Below are 21251 nucleotides of genomic sequence, written 5' to 3' on the forward strand. Positions count from 1 at the left end.
GCCTATTTATGTATTTCTTGCGCCGAGGAAATCGGTTGCGATCTATCCAGCCGATCCGGGTCTTTCATCAGGAGTATCCATCCTTGGCTACTAGCAAGGCGGACCATGCGCACGAGACCTACGCCGGCGAGCAGAGGAATAATGAGCTCGAGCGGAACTCGATAACGTGAGCCTGCACCGAATGAAATACCTGCCGTCAGGGTCAGGACACAGCACATGCCGAGTATTGCCAATAGCCAGTTCCGATTAATGGCATCGTCCCCTTGACTTGCCCCCCAGGCCTGCCTCATTCCGATCGCGGCACACAATACCAACGCCGCCCAAATCCCTCCTAGCATCAATGCGTCACCTGAAAAATTCAATCGAGCCGGGGCCAAAATGCCGGCATGCGGATGAACAAATGGCTCAGCTGCGTTCATTCCAAAAGCATAAGCGGCTGCATACGGATGTTCGCGAAGAAGAGCCTTCACCCGGCGCCACCGCTCTTCATCAGCTTCTTGGGGAGACAACACCCAATGTGCTTCATCTTCTTCAGCTGCCCGGAGCATTGCCCAACGATCCCCATCCGCCCCAGAAATCTGTGCTTTGACACTAGACGAGAACCATTGCCAGGCCGCCTTCCCAGAAACATCGGTAAAGCCGTTGAACTGCGCCTCATGCATATTGCGCATTTTCCAGAGGTGCACCGGTACGGCAGCACAGACCAGCATGGCAGCCACTAGCAACCAAGCCCGGAGTCTTTTATCGGGATACAGCGCAAATACTACAACTGCCACAAGTGGGATCAAGGGAAGTACGGGTCGCACAAATACGGCGGCGCTCGTCAGTAGTCCGATCAAACTGCCACCGGCTATGACCATCACGACAGTCCGCGCGTACTGAACGACAAAATACATGGCAAGGAACAGGAGCGAGAGCACAAGAAGAAACAGACCGTCGGTGAGGAGAAACCCCGCTCTTACCGCTCCCCAGGGGGAAAAGGCAGCTAGCAACGCTCCCACAAATGCCATCGGCGGCGGAAGTAGTTGCCTCGCTAACCAATACAGAACAAGGACGCTCAATGACACGATCAGGGTTTGGGTGATCAACAAGGTCCGCAATTCCGTACCAACCACAGACATGAGGACCGCCAGAAATGCAGGGTATCCGGGAGTGCGAGAAATCTCAGGCTTATGATACCGATTTAAAAAATAGCCTGATTCCCATAGACTCTGGGCAGTTTCGATGTAGGTTGCTGAATCCGGGAAGACGAGTTGGCTCACCTCCGCGCGGCACGTAAGAGCGAGCCGCATGGAGAGCGAGCATGCCATGATAATCAGCGATGCGAACACCACATGAGATCTTAACCAGTCAGAGAGGTGCTGGTATCGATTCAGAGTGCGGAGAGGAATCCCTTGAACTCCCTGATCTGAACAGTGCGTGTTTACATCACTAATGTGCATATTGAGGATCACCTGGTCAAGTTACGTTCCCGAGCACAGGAGCAGCGAGCAAACAGGATAGCGCCATTCTATTGTGCTAATGTCAACCAGCAGTCCTTTGCCGGCTCAATCATGCTGCTGGCACGTCTGGACGCAGAGAGGGAGGGCAATACTGACCATTGCCCACGGTGCCATAAACGTCCCATTACTCGTGTTGACCACCAGTAACACGTACGTGAGAAGTGGGAGGTAATATATGGAGTCTGGCATATTTCTGGCTGTGGAAAGAAATGCGGCTTTTGCCGCTTTGATACAATGAGCGATAAAAAACATCAGCGGCACAACTCCAGAAGAGACGGCAATCAGGAGAAATCCATTGTGCGGGGTAAAAAATCGTCCATCAGGAACAAACATGCCCGCGTGTGACGCCCCTAATCCAACCATTGGCGAGTTTAAAAATGCATCAATCAGAATCGGCCAAACTGTCGTTCGGCCAGTTTCTTCTCCCGCTCGCAGGCCGTAGGATTTCAGTGCCGCATCGAACACTCCCAATTGAATTGCTGCATAGACCAGCCCTCCCAGCAGGAATAGAAGAAGAAATCCCTCTCGGAGGAGACGCCGTGAGGCAACCATAATTGCAATTGCGATTGCGATTAGCGGCGACCGGCTGAGAGTGAGAGTGACGAGGTACAGACAAACTAACCCGAATGCCCAATACAATATCCTAGAACCGGCGACACTGGTAGAGAAACCGGCCAGTATCAGATATAAGGCACAGAAACCGTACCAGTACCCGAGATCATTAGGGTTTGCGAAACCTACGCCGCTCTCCAGCCCAATCCGCTGATATAACCCTGCTGACACGGATATCTTCATGAAGGGAATCATAGCGAAACCCATGGCAACCGTAAAAAACGCAAAACGGCGGAGAAAACCAGGTTGGTTGGATAACCATTGGACGACGACCAATGCGGGAAGCCAAATGCCGAAGCCACGCACATATAGTTGCGTGGAAGACTCGTCGTGCACTAGCAGTTGAATCAGCAAATAAGTGATCCCGCATCCTAATGCCAAACCAGCCTGCTTCAATACCAACCCACAACTTGCAGCATTCTGTACAAACCATAGGGTCAGAAGGAATAACATGAGAAAGCCGACCCCAATATTCCCCACAGTCAATCTGAGCGGACCACCTAATACGGTGTAGAAGATAACGAAGTAATAGCCCACCTCCGACGCAGAGAGACCTGATAGGAACGGGGGCTCCTCGCAAGAAGGGGTCATCGACACAATCTGACCTCCCATCAGTTTAGCTGCCCCCAGCTCTTGTTTTCCCAAATAAGACTTGCTGAACACGAAACGGTGGCAACTCTCATCTCCCTACCCCAGATTGCTACTTGTGCCACAGAACTGTCGTTGCAGCACATCATGACAGTCTCATTTTCGAGGGAAGCGCTTCTCTGAACACCACCGATACAGCCTGGGGCGAATGCCGCTTCACGACAAATTCACGAGCCCGAATCCCGATGGTTTCGCGGAGATCGACCTGTCCCACCAGACGTTGGAGGTCCACAGCTGCCTGGGCGACGGTGCCGGAAGCCATTCCAAGCCCCTCGTCCCTCAGCAGTCGGTCCGGGTCAACTGTGAGACTGACGACGGGCGTCCCACTGGTCCAAGCCTCAAGGAACGTACTGGGAAACCCCTCGGAATCTGATGTTGAAAGAAGGACCGCCGCCTGAGCGATCACATCGAGTGATTCTTCCGGCGGCACAAGCCCTCGATAATCGACATTAGGCAACGCCTGAAGCGCAGAAACCATCTGCTCACTATACCCGGCCTGTGATCGATGCCGGCTCACCCCACCGCACACGACAAATCGAATCTGCGGAGATCGTCGAGCGACTTCGACCAGTAAGTCCGGCCGTTTGTGCTCACGGAGCATCGCAACCCACGCCACATAGGGCGCACGACCGGCGTGAGCCGTCGCATCCTCTGACGGCGTGACGACCCCAGGCAATACCGTAGCTTTCGCGCGCCATCCCGGCAATAACTCGGCCAGTTGCTGGCTATGCTGAACGAAGATCTTGTCTGCCCGCATGAGCCCCCAGGCGTACATCGGCCACAAACGAGGGTGTAACGACAGTGCCTGGCGAAAGCGAAAATCCATGTCGTGCATCGCAGAGAAGATCGTCCGTACACCCGCCATTTTAGCGAGTTCCACGGCTGGCCCCCACCAATGATCCGCACATTGCCAGAGCCACCAGTCCGGGCGCTCCTCCCGAAGAACCTTCCGCCACACTCCCAGAACATGCCCGCCGTCCAACCCGAGAAATTGCACTCCGTCCACCGTCATTCTCTCGCCGACCGGTACCGCTCTCCGAACCCCCACTGTGACGTTCCAGCCATCGGCTGCCAGCGCTCGCAGCAGAAGCCAGGCGTATCGTTCCGCACCTCCGGTTGCGCCGGGTGCGTTCAAGGCATAGTCATAAATGAGGTCGTTGATGAAGAGAAGCTTCATGATGCCCGTAAAGAATGCCGCATCATCCAGGCCAGCGTCACGAATGGATTCCACAACTCGCGATCGATGCCTCCCTCCGCAAGATTGATGGCATTGAGGCGCTGGAGATAATCATAGTTGAAGAAGTCGACATTCGCCCGTCCCCACTCTAATACAGTCGCCATGGCTGGTCGCCACTGCCGGGCCAGTAAACTGCTGACGGGTGTATTAAACCCGTGCTTGGGCCTGTCCCACACCTGTCTGGGCAACAGACGTTTCGCAATCGGTTTCAAGAGCGCCTTTAAAGATCCATCGATGATCTTCCTGTCCGCCGGCAGCGGAAGTAACCGATCCAGCAGGAGTTCATCGAGAAACGGGACCCGCACTTCGAGCGAGGCCAGCATGCTGGCTCTGTCTGTCTTCACGAGACAATTCTCGCTCAAGTATGTTTCCAAGTCAGTCCGCATCAGGCTATCCATGGTTGTGGTGTCCCCGTATCGCCCAGCCACGCGATCCCACGGTTCAAAGTAAGAGGCTATGTCGGCACGGTCGTGGTAGGGAAGCGAAAGCACCTGACGAAGATCCTTCCGAAAGACGGGAAAATCTCCATACCGCACGCGGGACCAGCGAAGCTGATCGCGGGAAGACAATGTTCGCTGGTAGATATTTGCCATTCCTCGCGGGCGCCAGGTCGTGGCGCGTAACGCTGCATCCAGCATAGAATGTCCCGGAAAAGGCCGGGGCTCTTGACTCACAAGGTATTTCGAGTAACCGCCGAAGACTTCATCGCCGCCATCACCCGACAGCGCCACTTTTACATGGCCGGCGGTGAGCTGCGCCAACGCACAGGTCGGAACTACCGCCGGGTCGGCAAATGGCTCATCGAGTCGACCGAGAAGATCTAACACTCCCTCCGCTGAAAGGCTGTCCCCGCGCAGCACCGTATGGTCGGTGCCGAATTCCTTTGCCACCAGTTCAGCAAGGGGGGACTCGTCAAACGCTTCATCGTCGAATGCGACTGAAAATGATTTGACCGGCCGGCTACTTTCCCGAGCCATGAGGGCGACGATCAAGGACGAATCGATCCCTCCGGACAGAAATGCCCCGATCGGAACATCGCTGACCAATTGACGCTTGACCGCCCGCCGGAGCAACTCCTCGATCTCCGCCTCACAGGGCGCCACAGCCGACTGGTCCACGAGGGGTGGATGCCAGTATCGCTCAATGCGGGGCGCCGCGTCCCCCAATCGCCACTCGAACCGACTCCCAGGCTGTAACTTGGAGACATCGCGCAAGATGGTGCGCGGGGCCGGAATATAGTCGAACGTCAACACATCGCGCACGGCCACGGGATCGATCGATCGGAACGCTTCGAGCGCGATGAACGGCTCCAGTGTCGAGGCGGCAACGAGCGCCCCTTTGTGCATGGCCCAGGTCAGGGGTTTGATGCCTAATCGATCGCGTGCCCCGAACACGCGCAATTCGAGCCGGTCCCATACCACGAAGGCGAACATGCCATTCAGCCGTTCAACGACGCTCACTCCCCATCTACGGAACCCTTCCAGCAACACTTCGGTATCAGAATGTGTGGTGAACGTCACCCCGTCTCGTCGAAGCTCTTCGCGCAGCTCCGCGAAGTTATAGATCTCACCATTAAACACGATCACGTGCCGGCCATCCTTACTGAGCATAGGCTGCTGACCCATGCCCAGATCGATGATCGACAGACGCCGATGAAACAACTGGGCATGCCGATCCCGCCATTCACCTCGTTCGTCAGGGCCTCGGTGCGCAATGGCGTTCGCCGCCCTGCACGCCGATTCCCAGTCAATGATGGGAGCACTTTGAAAGACGGCGAGAAAACCGCACATACTCACCCCGATTGTGCGCCGCTGAAGAGGAAATTCCTGCCGGCGACGAGTTGACTCCACCTGCACAAGACGGGCCGCTAGGAGCCCTGAGGTAAAGCTTCTGAGTTGAGAAGCGCAGTTCCAACGGGAACCCATCGGACCTTCGGATCCGCCACCGCACGTTGGATCAGTTTATGAAGATGCTCCCTGACTGTGGGAGACTGAGGGTCTCCCGTTGTTTGGTCGAACTCCCAATAGTGCGTCGCGGCACAAAATACACCGCGAACCGCGCAGGCCTCGTCAAATCGCTTGAGATTGTTCTGAAACCTGGCCATAGGCGTAATGGGATTTCCGGCAAGCTCCTTATGGTCCGCCAAATCAAGCACCCAGGGAATACCATCCAACCCCTTTGCGCGACGACTTCGTAGTCTCCACCAGGTTTTTACGGTGCTCGGAGAGGACCATGACCAGCCGCGACGCATGCCGGCCACGCCACCGAGGTGAAGCCCCGCTTGGGCAAGCCCGATCAACCCGCTTTTACCGATAGCATTGTGGGGCGGAACGAACACCCGCACAGTCGTGTGGAGGAGTTGCTCAAGGTATTGTTTACCCTCGAGGACCTTTCTGGCCAACTCCGTCCCGTCCATGAATTCCCATCGTATACCGGGCACATCGTGATGGTACCCATGCAGCATGGCTTCGTATCGACCGTCTGCGATGCCACGACGGAGGTAGTCCACCAAGGCCTTATTGTCTTCGAGCGGATGGATCGACCATTGCTCGCGGTAGGCCACCGGTACCCCCTTACTGCTCCCTGCCCGACAAAATGGAATGATGGCCAGAGACACCGGTCCCTGCTTTGTAACCTCACCATAGGCTCGCTCCAAGTCCTCGGGGGAGGTAAAAAAACTCGTATCGTCGTCGCGGATGCAGAAATACACGTGGCCTTTAGATCTAGAAAAGGTTGAAATTGTAAAATTGGCGCGTTGCCTGAGGGATCAGAAACCTACCCAGGAAAGAACGCGTCTGGGAAACTAGCGGCTAGGTTTTTTGGCTAAGACAATCGAGGTTGAACCCAAGTGATTAAACGGCCAGAATCGGAGATAAGAGATCAGTTCGGCCTTCCAATTGCCACTTCCGCGCCACTTTTCCGTGCCAGTCGTGAAGTATGAGATCGAAAACCCGGCCCGACGTAACTCCCTCAGTAGGACATCTGATGGAATTTCTTGCACATCGAAATTGGTTACATGTTGGCTCCAGTCTCCTGATCGCAACTGAAACGAGGGGGTCTGGACCTCGGCGCGATTTCTCCTGAGGAGATAGTTGAGGATCGCCCGCAAATGTGAACCGGTGTGCTGACCATGAAATCCTGATCCGCCGTTTCCGACGCGAATGAGCAGTTCGCCTCCGTCGATTAACACTCTATGGAGCTCGACCAGTGCATCTTCCCATCCAACGACATGCTCGATTACCGATTGCGAAAAAATAAATGTGAAGGTCTTGTCCGCAAACGGAAGCTGTTTCAAATCAGCTGTGTGATACTGGGCGTTGGGTGGCGCGCCTTCGCGCGACATCTGTACTCCAATGCTCGAAATATCGACCCCGACAAAATTTACATCAGTATGCCGTCCGGCAAACCAATTGGTAATGCTGCCCGACCCTGACCCGCCTTCGAGAACATGCGAGTTTGGCCGACAATGAGCTTCAATGATTTGCTTCACTTCCGGTTCCAAGACCGGTCCATCCTGCCGACCATGCCAGGTTGCCATCATTTCATAATAAAGACTGTTCGAGTTGAAGACCTCACTCACTGTTGAATCCAGTCTCTTGTCGTAGCTCATGACTCTCCTTCCGCGGTGGCCGGTCATATAATCACTTGCAATGTTCATCCTTCGGTCAATAGAGCGGTCGACGCCCCGCCTAAGTCTGTTCTGTAGTAGGTAAAGAGGAGCAAAGAACGGCGTGCCGTGAACTCACTCTCAGGGTATTAGCAATCGACGGATGTGCTCAACCCTTGCGCGTAACGTGGCGGGAACAGTTTGCGCCCCAGGGATAAAGGCCTCCTTAGCAGGCAGCCGTTCCAGCGCATGTGCCAGTGTCTCCGTCTGTCGCTCTGCGCAGTAGACGGCGCATGCCTTGCGATCGGGAGCCAGCGAGGACAGAGTTTCATCTGACCAACGATCAAGCAGAAGCCGCAGTACCCTGGTGATGTCCTCCACTGAATCCACATCGGCAACCGTCATACACCCAACACGACGAAGAACATTTTGGGTCTCATCGGAGGGGAGTATACCCACAATGGGTCGTCCGGCCTTCAGATATCCAAACAGTTTGGCTCCAGCGAACAATTCGTAACCATTGATAGTCGGCAGACGCCCTAATACGAGTAGGGCATGAGCTTCTCGTTGCATACCAGCAACCTCGGCATGAGTCTTCGGCCCCATGGTTTGGATCATGCTCGACAATCCTCTCGTGTCGGCTTCATTGGCTAGCGAGTCCATCCCTTCGCCTACAAACAGCAGGCGTAACTGCTGTGCGAGCGACGGCTCTTTGGTTTTTAAGATGACCAAGGCTTCGAGAAGGCTATCATAGCGATACGTATCAAGCGTCCCGGTATACAGAACATTGCATGTGTCTCCAGTCACGGTGACATGCTCTTCAATCGGTGACTCATATCCATTAGGGATGATATAAATCTTCGATGCCTCCAGAGCGCCTCGATACGCTTGCCAAAAACACTCGGCCTCCGTGTGATACCGAAAGATCACAGCTTGCGCCCCTCGGAGCAGTTCATACATTCTGATCCTGTCACGCCTGATAGCCCAGGAGGGACGCCTCGATTCGAAGTCGTTATGTGTAATGGTCCATGAGTCCCGGAAGTCGAGAACATAGGGAATACCGCTTTTCTGCGAAGCAGCCCGCGCAACATACAACGCACTGACCGGGCCGGCGGTGGCCCAAATCACCGATACTCGGTCTCGCCGGCAGACCTCGGTTACCGCATGGACTGCGCCCTTGATCCAGGGACTTGCCATATCTGGGTGATACCACCAGGCCTCAGCTAGGCGTATCACTTCTCTAAGTTTCGCGCGGAGCGTACTGGACGCCCCATTCGAGACTTTGCCACTACTCGAAGGCGCAGCCCCCGATGACATTCCAACTACGCTCCGCCCCCGCCAGGACTGAAACTTCCGCCACAAATCGGCACTGTTGATGCGAATAATTTCCGTATCGACAGGAATCGCTGCTACTAGCGTTGGATCGTAGCGTTCATATTGGCTAGGAACAGCTGTCACAATGGTGGTGGCCCACCCAAATGTCGGCAATTGCCTAACGAACCGTAACGGGCGATGTGAACCTGCATTTCCTTCTGGGGGAAAGTGATATGCAATCATTACAAGCTTTGGCATCTAAACCACGAACCCTGTTTGTTTGATGGAATGGGCCACTGTGTCATCGTCTGCGACCCCAGCTGCCGAAACCATGCCCTGAATGCAATAGCGAGTGAGAAGGTAGTGACCGGACTTCAAGGACCGTCCAGCCATCCGCATCAATGCATGACTTCAAGTTGAATGAGCGCATCTTCAATAAACAAGGGACTTCTCGACGCGTCTAGGCCGGCTAACAACCGCGTGGTGAGGTCGGCACTTCGCTCCATATGATCGAGTTGATATCCAATCTCTCCATGAAAGGCGGCCACCGTGTCCCTCTCCCCTGCTAACCTGAACAAATTCTTGGTTTGACCGGCACTGTCCAAGTCCTCATCAAAACCACGCAGCTTAAAATCATAGGCCACACGACTTCCAGTCGATAAGTTTTGTGCCAGGAATCGCAGAAATTGTGTGAACCGGTCTGCCTTGATATAGGGGGCCACACCTTCCATGAAGACCAATGTCTTTGCCGGCTTCTTCGTCGTCAACCAGGCCTCGAAATCCGACCAACTGTCGGCATTCAGGTCGATAGAAACATAGGCAAGATTTCTATTACAGCCAACTCGCTTCGCCAAGTCCTGCTTGATCTGGATCGCGTTCGGCTGATCACACTCCAACACCTTCACGCCTTTTTGCGTCAAAGCCTGTTCAAATCGATAGGCCCGCGTATCCGTCCCGCATCCAACATTGATGATGTACTGCACATTATTCGTAATCGCGTTCAGGAATAGGGCATCGTAGTATCGCGTTCGTGCAAGGAGGTAGTAGTAGATGGGATCGGTCTGCAACGCAGCAACGATCCTTGGGCTCAGCCATCTGCATCTCCACCGTCGTAGGACCGGCAGAAACATGCCGACTAGACTATCGGGATTCTTCAGTTCGCGTTGTTCGTGAATTGATTGGATATAGCGTCGTTCTGCTACTTTCAAAGAATTACTGAATGCTAGCTTCTTCATCTCGCTCTCAATCCTTTAGTCGTGGTGCGGGACGGGAACTCACGTGCGCTCGAGGCTGGCACGTCAGATTCGGGGAAGTGATGTGACTTCTCAGAGGCGCTGTCTAAGCGACGAATCGTGCCATTTCCATGTTCTATCGCGGTCTCTACCGTTCAGCTACGAAGGCCTATCCTCGCAGCGAGACCACACTTGCTCAGATACGCAGAGTCTTCTCAAAAGATGGAGGGAGAACTGACACTGTTTGCGCACCACACTGCGACATCCCGGCCTTCTCCGAATAAGGCGAGGGAATGCAACTCTTTGCAACTTTACTATCTTGAAGGAGAGCAATTGGCTGTGAGGCGACCGACGATCCTCGTCGAGGTGGTAAGCGGATTCAACAACAAGTCGAAGACCTTCAACGCGATAGCCTTTGCAACCCGCCGCACCGCAAGCGGATGTCCGAGTCGATCGAGGGTGTTCCGGTGATACGACCAGAACCCCTTTGCCCTGTTGCGAAACACCCGGGAACCCAGAAAGGTGTAATACTGATCCCAGATCTTCTCTGTTTCCTGCTTATATTCGTCTGCACTAAGATAGGCCGGTCCATACTTGAGCAGAATTTCGATCTCAGGAAGCCACATGCAGACCTCATCGAAGGTCGATGCATTCTCCGAATGCACACGGGTATAGCTTAGTACCTGGTGTACAAAACCAAAATCCCTATCCGTGAGGACTTCAAAGCAGGCTTCAGCATCAGCATGCTCATTGTCTACATTGTGAAACGCTGGACGGCTTCTCACCACATCCGACGCAAACAGCACGGACGTAGGTGTCCCAAAGACAAAAATCCCGTTCAGAAAAACCCTTCTACACACTTCCCGGCCGGTCATAAATGAACTTGGATACGGGAGTCCATCCCAAACCACCCGTTCCTTCCGAAGTCCATACGCCCCGACCACTGCGACCGTCGGATTCGCCTCGGCAAGTTCCACCATCTTGGCGATGCAGTCGGAAAACAACCAATCGTCCGCATGCACCATCTTGCAATATTTGCTGTTCTGAGAAACCTGTCGAAATGCGATATTGTGGTTTTCCTCCCTCAATACGAATTGCGGATTCGTGGTCACGCGAATCCGTGGATCTCGCGCGGCATATGCTTCGGCAATCTTGAGCGTGCCATCTGTGCTGCAATTATTGATGATGTGATATTCCCAGTTGTCATAGGACTGGGCCAGCACACTTTCAATGCATTCGACGATGTACTTTTCCCCGTTGTAGACAGGTGTGAGCACGGTTACTAATGGTTGCGCATTCGGTGGCATAGACAGAGACCTCACTTAGCAGTACTTAGATAGAGGACGGCAGCCCCGTCAAAGGGCACTCCAAAGTTTTGAATACTTCCCCCGGTCGTCGTACCGACAACAACGGATTCACCCGTACTGACGTTGAGCCACTCGACTAAAAACGGACCGGTCGCCGCTGACAGGTCCACCGAAACTATCTTCTTGACCATTTCCTTCCGGAACAAGAACCGAAGCACTTTCCCCGCCAAGGTCCTTCTAGTCGATCCGTAGTAATCCAGGGGCAGATACACCACATAACTCGATTCACGATTTGTCAGGCAGTAACCGGATGAAGCAATCTCTGTGGCAGGCAGCATCGTCTGCAGTGGGATTCGTCGCGCAAGTCCCAATATGTGCCCCATCGCGCGCCGAGTAGAATCCCATGTCTCCCGATTCTCAGGCTTCTGATATTTGGCAAACCGAGGTTCGTCGAGGTCCATAAATATTGCTTGATACCCTCGCGTAAAACTTTTCCAGACCCACTCCGGAGTCCCGCCAAGCCCCCATAAATGATCAGTGTCGGCCAATACAACTTTGCGTCCATCCGCGGGGGGAGGGGACATCTTGTACGTGGACTCCGCATCCTGTCTTCCCGGTATGGCCCATTCGTTCGGCGAAATCCAATCAGCCGGACTGGAGAAGAGCTCCGCATTATCACCATAGGGATATTCCACGGTCATTCCTACGGGGTGCTGTTTCGGTTTGCCGGCCTCGTACTGTTTGATATATCGAATCAGGTGATATTGCCATTCCTGTGAGTCGCGGTGGCTTTCATTGCTGATTTCATACAAGACGTTATCAAAATCGTTTAATGTATCGATGACTTTTCCCACATACGCTTCCTGCACCGCCGTCACCGCGGGAGACCGGAGCGTGTGTACTTCCTTGCCCTCGCCGTCATGATCGAGATCACCATCAATGCCATTTACATTGTTCTTCACATTGAACGGATGGCCTAACCAGGGATTGACAGGCTCGCCTTTCCCTTCGATACTTCCGCCCTGAAACAGCATCACGGACGCATAGATGCCACGATCCTGAGCCGCTTGAACCCTCGCCCGCAAGCGATCGAAATACTCCTGGTTGAATTTGGTAAGATCAAATTTGGGTTCGCCAGAAAAATCCGTCTCCGGTCCTGTTCGCTGATACCGCGATGGCGCATCCGGCCATTCTCCTTGATGCGGAGGTACCGGCGCATGCTCCCATGTCCACATCCGGATAAAGTTGTGATTGTACGACTCGAGCCGCTGAAGATAGGCGGTATAGTCCAGGTCTGCCTGACCGCTCCAATCCTGAAAGTTGTTCCAGATGTGCATGCCCGTCAGGTAGACGGCCTTGCCGGTTTGGTCTGAAAAGTAACGCGGGTTTGACTTGAGCACCCTCAAAGGGCCTTTGGCCTGGGTGATCGTGGTTTCAGGGCTCGCCAATGACAAAGACGGAATCAGCCAACATCCAAGCGCGGCGATCATAAGGATACGACTACCGAGAGAGCAGCTCGGGAGGCCTGCGATATTCTTTAGACACTGCCACACCATTAACGTCAAACCAGTGTGGTTCATTCAAGAAACCAATCTTTCAATAGGCACTGATTCCCGCAGATCGCTCCTCATCTTGATGACACGGGCAGGAGATCCGACGGCGATGGCTCCATCTGGGATATCTCGCGTTACGACGGAGCCAGCACCTACAACGGCCCCTTTTCCTATGCGTACGCCGGATAACACAATTACTCCACACCCCAACCATGCGTCGTCATCCACACGAATGGCTCCCTTGGTTTGCAAGGGCTGCTCGCCTATCGGTACGTTGGGAGCCACCCCATGATCATATGGGTAGAATGCACAGCCAGTCGCAATGTGCACGCCGGTTCCGATCTCAATAGGGGCAAGACAAGCGGTAAATTGGCACCGGGGCTGAATATGCGTATTTGCGCCGATTGTGATACGACCGCCTTGCGCCGTTTGAATATGTGTATCACCGTAAATATGCACCCCTTTTCCCGTTTCGATCGGACCACCATCCCGATCTTGATACAAGACGACACGGTCGCCCACGAACACATTATTCCCCAGTGTGACATCTTCGCCGTGAATGGTCGCTCTGAGTGACACATACCCTCGCCGGTTAAACCAGGCGAGGCAAGAACGCCCCCGATCCGGCGGCACAAACCACGTCGCACACCAAGTCGCTATACGTCCGATCGGACGGACCCATGCCCACAACATAAAGAAGTGGGCACAGTCAAGCATGAATTTTCTCAAGACCGGCATCAGAAAGATAGCTATCCGAAGAGTGGAAGAACCGATCGGTGGTCGGGGCCGAAACTTCGCCGCGATCCTAAATTATGATTTGAGCTGTTTTTGAGGTGCGGCATGAAACGCTTCCTGCATGCTCTCTTCGACTTGCGTCTCCCATTTGCAGAAGGGCCGAATAACGCCCGGTACGTTTCCCAACCAGCCCCCTCGTGATAATCCTTCTTCAAAAGAATCGACGACGTGAAATGCGACGGCATCCCGCTCATAGAAGTGGCAATGATCCGGAGCCAGAGTCCAGATCGCCACGCCCACAAACAAGGCCCCCTCGTTCAACAGATCACCGGGGATCCATCCCGTGCTGGTATAACGGCCTGCCGGTCGCGGCCGGCGCATCCACGTCCGATCAGTATCCTGGGCCGAGAATAGAAGCACACCTTCACTATTGTGGACGCTGAAACAGGGATGAAACATATACCCGGACTTGAGAACCTCATATTCAATCTCGACACCGACCGACTTTTGAATCTCGACCAAATCCGTCGGTTGACCATCTTCCCCCCGTGCCCGCACCGCCCGAAGACGCACGACATCGCTACCTGGCGCCCGCGCAGGATCGTCCCATTCGCGTACCTTCGTGCTTCCCTCGCTGGATGAAAGGTATCGGGTCACCAATTGACTGGCGGGTCCATCACCCACGACCCCGCCATTATCCAAGAGAATGACGCGTTCACACAGACGAGTCACCGCCTGCATGTTGTGGCTGACAAAGAGGACAGTGCGGCCTTCTTTGGCAACCCCCTCCATTTTTCCCAGACACTTTTTTTGAAATGCCGCGTCCCCTACGGCCAGCACTTCGTCCACTATGAGGATCTCCGGCTCCAGATGCGCTGCGACTGAAAAAGCCAGCCGGAGATACATACCGCTGGAGTAATGCTTGACTGCCGTATCGATGAATTTTTCCACTTCGGCAAACGCCACGATTTCGTCAAACTTCGCAGCGAGCTCCTCCCGCTTCATCCCGAGAATGGCTGCATTGAGCTGAATGTTCTCCCGACCGGTCAGCTCAGGATGAAAACCCGTTCCTACCTCTAAGAGCGACCCCACCCGCCCGTACAAGGAAACCTGTCCCACGGTCGGTTCCGTAATCCGAGAGAGAATCTTCAAGAGCGTACTTTTGCCCGCTCCGTTCCGGCCAATAATCCCGACGACTTCCCCCCGACGAATGTCGAAAGACACATCCTTCACCGCCCAGAACGTGTCATTAGTCGCGGCCGCCTCCCCTCGGCCACTGAGGAGGCCCTGCATCAGCTGAAACGGAGCGCGGATTACATTCGTGATCGTGTCACGCAGCGTCGAATACCGCTGCGGCTGCCGGCCGACACGATACTCTTTCCAAAGTCCCTCAACCCGAACTGCCAGATCAGCCATACTTTTCACACCCTGTCCGAAAAGGTGACTTCCATTCGTCGAAAATAGAACGCGCCCGTAATCATTAGGACCACGCTCGCCAGGGACGACACCAACAACATCGGTCCGGGCGATGTCTCGGTCCCAAGCAAAGCCCAACGGAATCCCTCAACCACACCTACCATCGGATTGAGACCATAGAGTGTGCGCAATGGCTCGGACAGCAGGCTACTCGGGTAGGCAATCGGCGTCGCAAAGAGCCAGAGCTGCGTGAGGAACGGAATCACGTACCGCACATCACGGTACTGCACGTTGAGCGCAGAGAGCCAGAGCCCGACACCCAATGCAGCGGTACAGGCCAAGATGAGGAAGAAGGGCAACCAGAGCACGGCCAAAGACGGCACAATGCCGTAATACAACATCATGGCAATCAGCACAACGAACGAACAGAGGAAATCCACGGATCCGGAGACCACACTAGCGATCGGAACTGCCAGGCGCGGGAAATAAACCTTCTTTAACAGACTTGCGTTCTCGACGAGGCTTCCTGACGATTGGGTAATTCCGCTGGAGAAGAACATCCACGGCACCAATGCCGTGTAGACGAACAGTGGATACGGAATCCCATCCGACGGCATCTTTGCCAGCCGCCCAAAGAATAGGCTAAAGAGCAGCATCGTCATCACGGGCTGGAGAATCGCCCACGCCACACCGAGTGCTGTTTGTTTGTACCGAACTTTGATATCTCGCCAGCAAAGAAAATACAGCAGCTCGCGATATTGCCACAGATCTTTCAAGCCGAGCTGTTGCCACCCCTTCCTGGGGCGGAGGACCAGCAACGGCTCCTGCGAGACTACCGCCCCCGCTGCGGCTCCTAATTTGACTGCCTGCTCCACGTATTCACCTCATTTCCGCAGTGCATACTATGCCTGCACCTGGCCGATGCCGTTCTCCGCCCTGCTCAGGCACGAACGCCTCAAACGTTGCCGCTATTTCCATTGCACTGTCAGGGAGAGCATCACGACATCGCGCTGCACCTCGAACGGCGCGGCGACTTGCTTGATCTTAAAATCGCTGTAGCTGTACGAAAAATCCAACGCCATCGTCCTTGTCAGTTTGTACTCAACCCCTGCCAAGGCACTCACGTTCTCAAACTTGATGGTTTTCCCAGGAACAATCTCGTTATATCCATAACTGACGCTACTTCTGAAACTAAATCGACTGGAGAGACGATGCACGACGGCCACTTGGGCCACGTTGCTGATTGTGGCACCTGCCGCAAAGAAAAATGACGGGGCAGCCCGGCGCGACAGGTCCAACCTGAGAGAGGTGGCACGTTCAGGATTGGTCGCCAAGGTCAACGAAGCACTCGGGAACGCTTGGCTTGCCGGCTCGATGAGTGTAGCGCCCCCCCGAAGCGTAGCCGTCCACTCTGGCATCACCCGCACATAACTTGCCGAGACCTCCTGCGTGTTATAGGCTAGATTCTGTGCGATCCCCGGACCGGCATTGGTCAGGGATTGAGACACTAGACTCTGTTGATACGATAGCGCCACATGATCCACGGGACTGAGCCGAAACCCAGGACCAATCGACCAGGTATGGATGTTGGTATCAAAAAAGGCGGCTCCAGTACTCGTCAGTGCGACAATTGAACCCACCCGGTAGGTAGAGAAAGAATAGCTACCCTGCAAGGCAAGCCCTCTGAATATCGGGAGTTCACCGTTGGCAGACGCCGTATTCGAAAAGGTGTTGGCTCGAAATCCCTGAATACCCCGGAGAAAAGGATCGTCGACTACTTGGGCTTTGGTCCCAGTCACGAAGCCAGGTTGCTCAGGCGTATAGCGAAATCGTTCGACAATGAGCAATCGCGCTCCTTCTGCAAACTGACCGACCCATCCATCGAGCCTGGCATAGGCTTCTGCAGTCGTGGAGACATAATTCAGCCCCGTATTGTAGGCATAGGCGTTGGCATCCGCGCCTCCGCTGAGACTGGCTTCGACAGCCCGCGACTTGTGGAGAACCTGCAGCCCGCCGGCAAGTGTCGAAACAAAATCGCTCCGACGTTGTCCCGCGGGAAGCAATTCCGGTGGAGCATAAAACACATTGGTGTCGTATCGTTCCGATAACACCGCCGAGGGGATGACCTTCGTATCGGCATGCGCCGGCAGAGGCCGACTAGATTCGAACCCAATCACCATTCCACACATAAGAACCATGGCAAACCAGCACAGCCTGCCATATCTCTGTTTGATCCTGCTATGACAGCCCAATTCAATCACCGGACAACGTGTTGCGTGTGACCGTTCTCTCCCCGTACCCGAATGACGGCAACATTGAGGATCTAACGGCCGCACAGATCTCCGGAGATCGGATTGTAGGAGACATGCGCCAGTCCGGAATCACCTGAGCGTTGAGATAGAGTAGACCTGTTGTTATGGAACGATGACTGTATCACCGGAGAGCAGAATCATGTTGCCCGGTTCTCCTCGCCCGACCAGGAGATCGTCATAACGAATGGGAATCCTCGTTTCATGGATCTTATTGTCTCCATTCAAACGGTTGCGGACGACTTGCAGGTTATTTTTCTTTGCGTATTCCGTAAAGCCGCCGCCCATCGAAATGGCCTGCAGGAGCGTAACGTATGACTTGGCCTGATACTTTCCCGGCTTGGTTACCTCTCCCAACACGAAGATAGAATAACTATTGAGCTCTTTGACACTGACTGAGACCGCCGGATTGCTGGCGACAAACTGCTTCAGCCGCTCCGCAATCCGATGGGCGAGCCCATCCGCGGTAAGTCCCGACGCCTGTACGTCACCGATCAAGGGCATGGAAATCAACCCATCCGGGCGAATGGCCGTGATTCTGGATAAATCCGCGTTTTTCCATACCGTGATTTCCAGGAGATCCTCCGGCCCCAGCAGAAAGCCGCTCGGCGCCTCATACTCACGCTCCTTAACAACAGCGGCGCACCCCACTAGAGACACGCTGGTGAAACTGACCGCGCAAAGCAGTACGATGAAATTGGTTACATATTTAATATGCATGTCAATTCTGCCTGAATGAATGATGTCTTATTGTTGCTGCTGACCCGGGAACACGACCATGGACTCGCTGGGCACCACGATCGTATCTCCGGCTCGAAGTTCAAGGTTTCCGGCAATTCCTCCGCGCAGGACGATATCGTCATAGCTGGAGGTCACAGTCTGCATCGTCGATCCGTTGTCGCTAAATCGAAAAATTACCACCTGATTTCTCGCCGCCACCGGCGTAAACCCTCCCGCGATCGTCACCCCTTGCAAAAGCGTGGTCTTGCTCTTGAGCGGATATTTCCCCGGCTTCATCACTTCACCCAAGACGAAGATATTGTAACTGTTCACTTCTCGCACACTAATGGCTACAACCGGATTTTGCACATACTCTTTGAGCTTGCGCGTAATTTCGTCTGCCAGTTGCGACGGAGTCTTTCCTACCGCCACGACATCACGAATCACCGGCAATGAAAATTTCCCGTCCGGTCGCACCTGTACCGTTTTCGACAGATCCTGGTTTCTCCAGACGGTAATTTCCAAAATGTCTTCGGCCCCGATAGTGTACGCATCGGTGACGATGTTGGAAAGAGCATGCCCGCTCGAATGCGTCGGCCCTGTCGTAAACGCCGGGACGCCCTCTTTGCCACCCATCTCAGGCGAACCGACGGAGGCCGATGCGCCCGGCGATTGAGAGAATGCCGGGGCGACTCCCCACATGATTGTCAATCCAGCTGCTATGGCGATAAACCAACGCATTGTATGCCTCCACACGGTTAGAAATTCACAACGCCCAAGCCCCGCCGGCCGCTGCATTAACATTCTCGACTGACATCCTTCACCAATGCAGCCCGCAGCGAAAGATAGTCTAGCGACAACTCAGCATATCTATTCTTCAGCCGACGATGCTCCATCTCCAATGACCGGAGACGATCTCGCGCAGGCTTTCGCACCTCGCCCATCTGTCGTCGCCATCGATAGAGCGTCGCCGTCGAGACCCCATGCTTGTGCGCCAGGGCCTTGATGGTCTGCGCCGTCTCCATCTCGAGGACGATGGCTTTGATTTGGTCGTGGTTAAAACGGGAGTTCGGCATGATCGATTCGTAGAACACGCCCCTGCCACATCCGAAGATGGCGTGGAGAGACGGGACAAACGGAGGGTTACTGCACGGCGACGACTTCACTCATATCGATGTGGACGGTTGCGGCTTGCTGGATGAGGTTCACACGAATGACGAGACAATCGTGGCCTGCCTTCCGGAGTAGTTGTCCTCGCAGCCCCATCAACGGACCTCGTACGACTTGCACCCAGGCTCCTTCGACCAGGTAATCATGGCGTTCATACGCTCGCTCGCTTTCGGCCAGCGTCCTGATCGCCGCAAGTTCTTCATCAGGAATCGATTCCGGCATCAGCGACCCGACGATTCGAACGATACCCGGCGTTTGAAGTACAGCATGGCTATTCATCAGCGAAAAACGGGCGAAACAATAGCCGGAAAAAAGCGGGCTGGCCGTCCAGACCTTTCGATCCGACCACTGACTCAACTTGTTCGCCAACGGAAGAAACGGCTCAATCCCAATGCCGGCCAGGCGATCCCGAACCATCTTTTCGTGACGAGAACGAGTGCTGATCGCATACCAGCGGAGATCGACGGCAGCGGCAGTGGTCTCCGAATTCGCAAGCTCAGGAACAGATTGAATGGTGGTCAACATAGCTTCGCCCTCTGAGTCCCATCAGTACGTGCATCTTTGTAAAGATTTCTCACCGCGTTTACATCGGACAATGGTGCTGATCTTGGGCGCAACCACTTTTTACCATCAGCACCTTTGTGCCAATGCGACACCATACAAAATGTGTACGAACGGACAACAATGAATACGGGTATTTACTTCGCCAGGATTCTGCGTTCATGCCTAGTGCCATCAAGCCTCTCAACCTAGAAAAATAACCAGCCAAAATACTGGTAGATAGACAAAGTGTACAATCATGAACAATTAAATTACCTCACGAGCACTTTCACATGGAACCCAGCAAACCGTTTGCCCACAATCCTTTGCGGTCAATGAATTAATGGCAATTCCTCATTGCCTGGAGACAAACAGCTATGAGAATATGCGTCATGTATGCACACTCAATCACCCGTTCAACCTAGCACCGATTGCGTAATTGGTTATTAACTATATAGAGACTATTCGGACCTCCCACCCGATGCTCGGTGGGGTGCGGTTGACCCAGGAGGATTGATGAGCGGAATCGTAGAACTACAGACCATCACGTTGGTCACTATCTTAACCAACAACTATCTTCTTCGGCTCGGCCTGCAGAAGCTTGTGGACGAGGCGAAATCGATTCGGCTGGTTGGGCACGCCGCACATTCCGACAATCTCGATGAGATTCTCGCGAACGAGCAGCCTCACATCGTCATTCTCGATACGGAAATCGGCGGCGGGGCACCGGAGCTGATTCGAAAGATCAAGCGGGCCGCACCAAGGATCAAAACGATACTTCTCAGCGGATTCGATGATATCGAATATTCCCGGCAAGCGCTTGCTGCCGGGGCCGATGGCATCGTCCTTAAAGTGCAGCCATCCGCCGTCCTCCTCGCGACCATCAACTATCTGGCCCACTCGCGCAAAGCGGTTGCGCTGCCGATCGACCACGCGTCTACTCAGTTACAATTGAACCATTCCCCGGCAATTCTAGCCCCGCCAAGCCCCTCCCCTGCCCCCTCGAAGTGCTCAGACGGGCTGACCGAACGGGAGCGCGAAGTGGTTCGACTGATCGGGGAAGGTCTCTCGAATAAAGACATCGCCGACCGCCTCTGCATTTCCAGCATTACAGTTCGACACCACCTCACCAGCATCTTCGATAAACTCGGCGTGTCAAACCGCCAGAAACTCCTCATTAGAGCACACCAGCAAGGGCTGGCAAGATCATCTGCCCTAGCCTAGGGCTCCACACTCACACAACTGTCGGCGGCTCGCCCCCCCCCCCCCTACTGATTGCAGGCAAGCTTAGCGCGGTATCCATACTGCTGCTAGTCTGTAAGATGATGCGATGGGACGAGCCCTAATTC

The 21251-nt window shown here is 54.3% G+C and carries 18 protein-coding genes; 1 reads left to right on the plus strand and 17 read right to left on the minus strand.

The window, feature by feature from the left end:
- Positions 1–2 precede the first annotated feature (2 nt).
- The 17 genes from V9G17_02270 to V9G17_02350 form a co-directional block, all read right to left on the minus strand.
- Positions 3–1331 carry a glycosyltransferase family 39 protein gene (locus V9G17_02270; GenBank protein MEI2751402.1) on the minus strand — a complete coding sequence of 443 codons (1329 nt, stop codon included), beginning with the start codon at positions 1329–1331 and terminating at the stop codon, positions 3–5.
- A 216-nt stretch (positions 1332–1547) separates the two neighbouring features.
- Positions 1548–2759, minus strand: coding sequence for an O-antigen ligase family protein (locus V9G17_02275; protein ID MEI2751403.1), 1212 nt, complete (start codon positions 2757–2759; stop codon positions 1548–1550).
- An 88-nt stretch (positions 2760–2847) separates the two neighbouring features.
- The gene (locus V9G17_02280) at positions 2848–3993 is read right to left on the minus strand and encodes a glycosyltransferase family 4 protein (GenBank protein ID MEI2751404.1); all 1146 of its coding nucleotides are present in this window, start codon (positions 3991–3993) and stop codon (positions 2848–2850) included.
- The gene (gene asnB, locus V9G17_02285) at positions 3936–5924 is read right to left on the minus strand and encodes an asparagine synthase (glutamine-hydrolyzing) (GenBank protein ID MEI2751405.1); all 1989 of its coding nucleotides are present in this window, start codon (positions 5922–5924) and stop codon (positions 3936–3938) included. The genes V9G17_02280 and asnB overlap by 58 nt, the downstream gene beginning before the upstream one ends.
- Positions 5867–6709, minus strand: coding sequence for a DUF2334 domain-containing protein (locus V9G17_02290; protein ID MEI2751406.1), 843 nt, complete (start codon positions 6707–6709; stop codon positions 5867–5869). Before V9G17_02290 ends, asnB begins: the two co-directional genes overlap by 58 nt.
- Positions 6710–6802: 93 nt before the next feature.
- Positions 6803–7609, minus strand: coding sequence for a class I SAM-dependent methyltransferase (locus V9G17_02295; protein ID MEI2751407.1), 807 nt, complete (start codon positions 7607–7609; stop codon positions 6803–6805).
- A 138-nt stretch (positions 7610–7747) separates the two neighbouring features.
- Positions 7748–9178: a glycosyltransferase gene (locus tag V9G17_02300; GenBank protein ID MEI2751408.1), complete on the minus strand. Its 1431-nt coding sequence runs from the start codon at positions 9176–9178 to the stop codon at positions 7748–7750.
- Between the two features lie 140 nt (positions 9179–9318).
- A complete protein-coding gene (locus V9G17_02305; protein MEI2751409.1) occupies positions 9319–10155 on the minus strand; it encodes a class I SAM-dependent methyltransferase in 837 nt (278 codons plus the stop codon).
- 311 nt (positions 10156–10466) lie between these two features.
- Positions 10467–11459, minus strand: a complete 993-nt coding sequence (locus V9G17_02310; GenBank protein ID MEI2751410.1) for a glycosyltransferase family 2 protein — start codon at positions 11457–11459, stop codon at positions 10467–10469.
- A gap of 11 nt (positions 11460–11470) precedes the next feature.
- Positions 11471–12859, minus strand: a complete 1389-nt coding sequence (locus V9G17_02315) for a DUF6298 domain-containing protein (GenBank protein ID MEI2751411.1) — start codon at positions 12857–12859, stop codon at positions 11471–11473.
- Positions 12860–13822: 963 nt separating this feature from the next.
- Entirely contained in the window at positions 13823–15163 is a 1341-nt protein-coding gene (locus tag V9G17_02320) for an ABC transporter ATP-binding protein (protein ID MEI2751412.1), read from the minus strand.
- A gap of 5 nt (positions 15164–15168) precedes the next feature.
- On the minus strand, positions 15169–16038 hold the full coding sequence (locus V9G17_02325) for an ABC transporter permease (protein MEI2751413.1): 870 nt from the start codon (positions 16036–16038) through the stop codon (positions 15169–15171).
- Positions 16039–16131: 93 nt separating this feature from the next.
- Positions 16132–17343 carry an outer membrane beta-barrel protein gene (locus tag V9G17_02330; protein MEI2751414.1) on the minus strand — a complete coding sequence of 404 codons (1212 nt, stop codon included), beginning with the start codon at positions 17341–17343 and terminating at the stop codon, positions 16132–16134.
- Between the two features lie 234 nt (positions 17344–17577).
- A complete protein-coding gene (locus V9G17_02335; GenBank protein ID MEI2751415.1) occupies positions 17578–18192 on the minus strand; it encodes a polysaccharide biosynthesis/export family protein in 615 nt (204 codons plus the stop codon).
- A 27-nt stretch (positions 18193–18219) separates the two neighbouring features.
- Entirely contained in the window at positions 18220–18894 is a 675-nt protein-coding gene (locus V9G17_02340; protein ID MEI2751416.1) for a polysaccharide biosynthesis/export family protein, read from the minus strand.
- A gap of 95 nt (positions 18895–18989) precedes the next feature.
- Positions 18990–19268 carry a transposase gene (locus tag V9G17_02345; GenBank protein ID MEI2751417.1) on the minus strand — a complete coding sequence of 93 codons (279 nt, stop codon included), beginning with the start codon at positions 19266–19268 and terminating at the stop codon, positions 18990–18992.
- A gap of 67 nt (positions 19269–19335) precedes the next feature.
- Positions 19336–19887, minus strand: a complete 552-nt coding sequence (locus V9G17_02350) for a UpxY family transcription antiterminator (GenBank protein ID MEI2751418.1) — start codon at positions 19885–19887, stop codon at positions 19336–19338.
- A 531-nt stretch (positions 19888–20418) separates the two neighbouring features.
- Between V9G17_02350 and V9G17_02355 the strand changes: the two genes are divergently transcribed.
- Positions 20419–21126 (plus strand): response regulator transcription factor, encoded by a 708-nt coding sequence (locus V9G17_02355; protein ID MEI2751419.1) that lies wholly within the window; start codon positions 20419–20421, stop codon positions 21124–21126.
- Positions 21127–21251 lie beyond the last annotated feature (125 nt).

It is taken from the genome of Nitrospira sp. (genome assembly GCA_037045225.1).
GTDB lineage: Bacteria > Nitrospirota > Nitrospiria > Nitrospirales > Nitrospiraceae > Nitrospira_A.

Coding starts and splice junctions, on each gene's coding strand:
- V9G17_02350 (MEI2751418.1), bottom strand. CDS start 19,887: ATGTTGACCACCATTCAATCTGTTCCTGAGCTTGCGAATTCGGAGACC.
- V9G17_02335 (MEI2751415.1), bottom strand. CDS start 18,192: ATGCATATTAAATATGTAACCAATTTCATCGTACTGCTTTGCGCGGTC.
- V9G17_02345 (MEI2751417.1), bottom strand. CDS start 19,268: ATGCCGAACTCCCGTTTTAACCACGACCAAATCAAAGCCATCGTCCTC.
- V9G17_02320 (MEI2751412.1), bottom strand. CDS start 15,163: ATGGCTGATCTGGCAGTTCGGGTTGAGGGACTTTGGAAAGAGTATCGT.
- asnB (MEI2751405.1), bottom strand. CDS start 5,924: ATGGGTTCCCGTTGGAACTGCGCTTCTCAACTCAGAAGCTTTACCTCA.
- V9G17_02300 (MEI2751408.1), bottom strand. CDS start 9,178: ATGCCAAAGCTTGTAATGATTGCATATCACTTTCCCCCAGAAGGAAAT.
- V9G17_02355 (MEI2751419.1), top strand. CDS start 20,419: ATGAGCGGAATCGTAGAACTACAGACCATCACGTTGGTCACTATCTTA.
- V9G17_02310 (MEI2751410.1), bottom strand. CDS start 11,459: ATGCCACCGAATGCGCAACCATTAGTAACCGTGCTCACACCTGTCTAC.
- V9G17_02340 (MEI2751416.1), bottom strand. CDS start 18,894: ATGTGGGGAGTCGCCCCGGCATTCTCTCAATCGCCGGGCGCATCGGCC.
- V9G17_02330 (MEI2751414.1), bottom strand. CDS start 17,343: ATGGTGATTGGGTTCGAATCTAGTCGGCCTCTGCCGGCGCATGCCGAT.
- V9G17_02305 (MEI2751409.1), bottom strand. CDS start 10,155: ATGAAGAAGCTAGCATTCAGTAATTCTTTGAAAGTAGCAGAACGACGC.
- V9G17_02295 (MEI2751407.1), bottom strand. CDS start 7,609: ATGAGCTACGACAAGAGACTGGATTCAACAGTGAGTGAGGTCTTCAAC.